Genomic DNA, 2,871 nt, shown 5'->3' with positions numbered 1-2,871 from the left:
CTACATCGTCAACTGTATTTGTCCTGGGCGGATTTGAAACTCGCCCCTCGCCTATTGCCCCTTGCCCATCGCCTCTTGCCTCATGCCGATCGCCCTTACCACTTTTTCTACTTCTTCCCTTTTAAACTTTTCAACTCTAAAGCAAACTCTCAGGCACAAACACGACATCATTGGGTTCGAGTTGAAAATCCTTCTGTTTGCCGCGCAGGATCTTTTTAACGTTGACCGTAATCTTTTTCTCTTCACCATCCACGGTGCGGGTGACGCTCACCGACCCCCTGCGCGCGCGCTGGGTAAAGCCCCCCGCCTGGGCGATTGCCTTCATCAACGTCATGCCCGTGCCGCGGCTCATCTGGATATTGCCGGGCTTCTCCACCTGGCCGAACACGAAAACGTCATATGTGCGCTCAATCGGCACATTTACGATATCGTTGTCCATGAGGGGAATGTTGAGTTTGGGATCACCCCGCAGCATCAGTCCGTCCAGGTCGATCGACAAGGACGCGGTCTTTCCGCCCGGGAAAGTGCGAATCACGATGATTTTTTCGCCCATGTCGCCGGTCAGGCCGCCGGCACGGCTGAGGAGCTGCATCAGGGTCATGGAACCCAGGAGTTTGTAATTGCCCGGGCTCTTTACCGCCCCCATTACCGAAACCATGCGGCTCTCGTATTCTTTGATAAACACCGTAACCTGGGCGTTCTTGAGGTAACTCTCCTCCAGCAGTTTGGCCAACTTTTCTTCCACGCCACGGCGCGTCAGCCCCTCCACATCAACCACTCCCAACAGGGGCAGGGCAATGGTGCCGTTTTCGGCCACCCGGGTGGTGATGTTCAGTTCGGGGACCTCGAACACCTTGATTTCCAGCAGGTCCTGGGGGCCGACCCTGTAATCATCTTCATCCTTTTGGGATATATCGCCGACCTGGGCCAAAAGGATCAACGAGAAAAATAGAATGACGCATATTGAGAGAACGGATTTAAAAGTCATGGGTAACGTAACCTCCGATAAAGTAATAACTGCGTTGCAGGTTTATGCGCTGGGAGTCCCACTCTTCACGGCGGAAACTCAAGCCGACACCCGTGGTGCCGGCCAGGCGGAAAACCACGCGGAATTCAATGTACTGGTTTTCATCGCGGAAACGCAAGGCGCCATCCGCCAATTGGCGATAGTCGTAGCGGCCGCGCAGGTAACTGAAACCCAGGCGCAAGTTCCGGGACATGTAGTAATCCAGAGCCGCTTTGGCGGTTTTCTGATTGTAATAGAATTCAGGGCTGATAAAGGAGAAGTAGTTGTCCAGATTGTAATCGATTCCCAGGCGCATGCGGCGCAGAAAACGGTACGCCACGTGACCCGAGCCGTACATAGTGCTGAACTCGGAGTAAGCGGGGTTGTCGGGAAAATAGCGCTTGTAGCCCAACGAAGCGTTGCCGGTCAGATGACCGATCTCCGGAAACCTAAGGTTCAGCGCGGTCAACAACGAGCGCCCGTCACGCTCAATGGAATAATCAAAATCGAAATCACTCAGTTCCGCCTGCAAAGACAGCAAGGTGGCCGTAAACAACGGCAGGTTGAGTTTCACTCCGGCGGTTTGTTCCGTACGGTTCAGGCGGATTTCCGGATCATAACGCGACATATATCCTTCATCGGAAAAATCCAGATTGGACAACCCAGCGTACACGGTCAAAAACAGGGCCGAATGGTTGCCGATATCCGCTTCCAGGCGCTGGGTGGTGTAGTTGTTGCGGACTTTGGCGGCAAACTCGTTAGTGGGCCGCCAACGCAGGCTGGCATAATCCACGCTGTACACCAGGTGGATTCCTCCCAACCAGGTGTACACCCGGGCGTTCAAACTGTGGTTCAAGGCACGTTCCGTGTCCACAGTGGAAAAATAAGAATAATAGGGATGGCCTTCCAGAACCAGCACAAACCGGCGGCCGATAACCGAAACCGCCTTGATGTTTACCCCGATATCCGCCATCCAGCCGGGTTGGGGATCGCTTGCATAGCGATACACATTGTCGGTGTAGCCGAGATTATCCAGGGTAATAGTGGGAAAAATCTGAAACGGACCCAATTGCCAGCGGCCGGGTTTCAAAGCGCTTTCCCGAGCCTTGAAGAAATCCGCCCCAAAAAGCGCTCTGTTGCCTGCCACGGCCAGCAGAATCAACATCCAAACGGAAAGTACAGGTTTAGCCTTGATACATACCATAATGGTTAAAAATTCCCAATGCCAACGGGTCCGCTTACGCGACCGCTTGGTTTCCTGCTTTTACAGAGTAGTGGGGCTGACCTCTTTCGGATCTTCTTCAATGATCAACTTGGTAATCACCGCGGTTCCTGAAAGAATCATGGCGATGCCGCAGGGGTTCTTCCACAGCATGGCCAGGGGCCGCTCCGGGGTCAGGTAAAACGAGCGGATCAAGCGCTTGCCGGCGGTGATCTTGACCAGGCTCAGGGTGGTGTAGACTTTGCCCGACTTGATGCGGACCGCCGCCACGTAACTGCCCGGCAACAGGCCGGATATCTGGTAAGCGCCGGTATCGCCCGTGGGTTCGGATTGAAACTCATCCCCGTTTTCATCAACAGGTTTGAGAATCACTTTGGCCTCTTTGATCGGCGACTCGCCGTCCCCATCATAAATGAATCCACCCACGCTGCCGAAGTTTTCCGCCTGGGCCGGTGCCATGGCGGGAAAAACCAGCAGAATGGCGACTATGATTATCGCGAAAGGCGTCAACTTGCTCATTGCCCTGATCTGGTTCATCCGTCCTCTCCTAACAATTCCTTTCCAATTGCATCATTATACCATTGAATCACAACAAAAACAGCAAACCGATTAAAACAAGTGAAATTCCGCAGGGCGTACAATT

Annotated in this window: 3 protein-coding genes; all 3 read right to left on the bottom strand. The window is 53.6% G+C overall.

The window, feature by feature from the left end; genetic code table 11:
- Window positions 1-136 precede the first annotated feature (136 nt).
- Genes ENN40_01745 through ENN40_01735 form a run of 3 tightly spaced genes read right to left on the bottom strand, consistent with a single transcriptional unit; the run spans window position 137 to window position 2,765 of the window.
- Window positions 137-988 (bottom strand): hypothetical protein, encoded by an 852-nt coding sequence (locus ENN40_01745; GenBank protein HDP94062.1) that lies wholly within the window; start codon window positions 986-988, stop codon window positions 137-139.
- Window positions 978-2,210: a hypothetical protein gene (locus ENN40_01740; protein ID HDP94061.1), complete on the bottom strand. Its 1,233-nt coding sequence runs from the start codon at window positions 2,208-2,210 to the stop codon at window positions 978-980. Before ENN40_01740 ends, ENN40_01745 begins: the two co-directional genes overlap by 11 nt.
- Before the next feature lie 60 nt (window positions 2,211-2,270).
- Window positions 2,271-2,765, bottom strand: a complete 495-nt coding sequence (locus ENN40_01735; GenBank protein HDP94060.1) for a hypothetical protein — start codon at window positions 2,763-2,765, stop codon at window positions 2,271-2,273.
- Between the last annotated feature and the right edge of the window lie 106 nt (window positions 2,766-2,871).

This window comes from Candidatus Aminicenantes bacterium (genome assembly GCA_011049425.1).
Classification (GTDB): domain Bacteria; phylum Acidobacteriota; class Aminicenantia; order UBA2199; family UBA2199; genus UBA876.
The sequence above is the reverse complement of the archived record's forward strand: the minus strand, read 5'-3'. Positions and strand labels throughout refer to the sequence as shown.

Bases quoted from the DNA above. Each gene is read 5' to 3' on its own strand.
- ENN40_01745 (HDP94062.1), bottom strand. From the start codon at position 988: ATGACTTTTAAATCCGTTCTCTCAATATGCGTCATTCTATTTTTCTCG.
- ENN40_01735 (HDP94060.1), bottom strand. From the start codon at position 2,765: ATGAACCAGATCAGGGCAATGAGCAAGTTGACGCCTTTCGCGATAATC.
- ENN40_01740 (HDP94061.1), bottom strand. From the start codon at position 2,210: ATGGTATGTATCAAGGCTAAACCTGTACTTTCCGTTTGGATGTTGATT.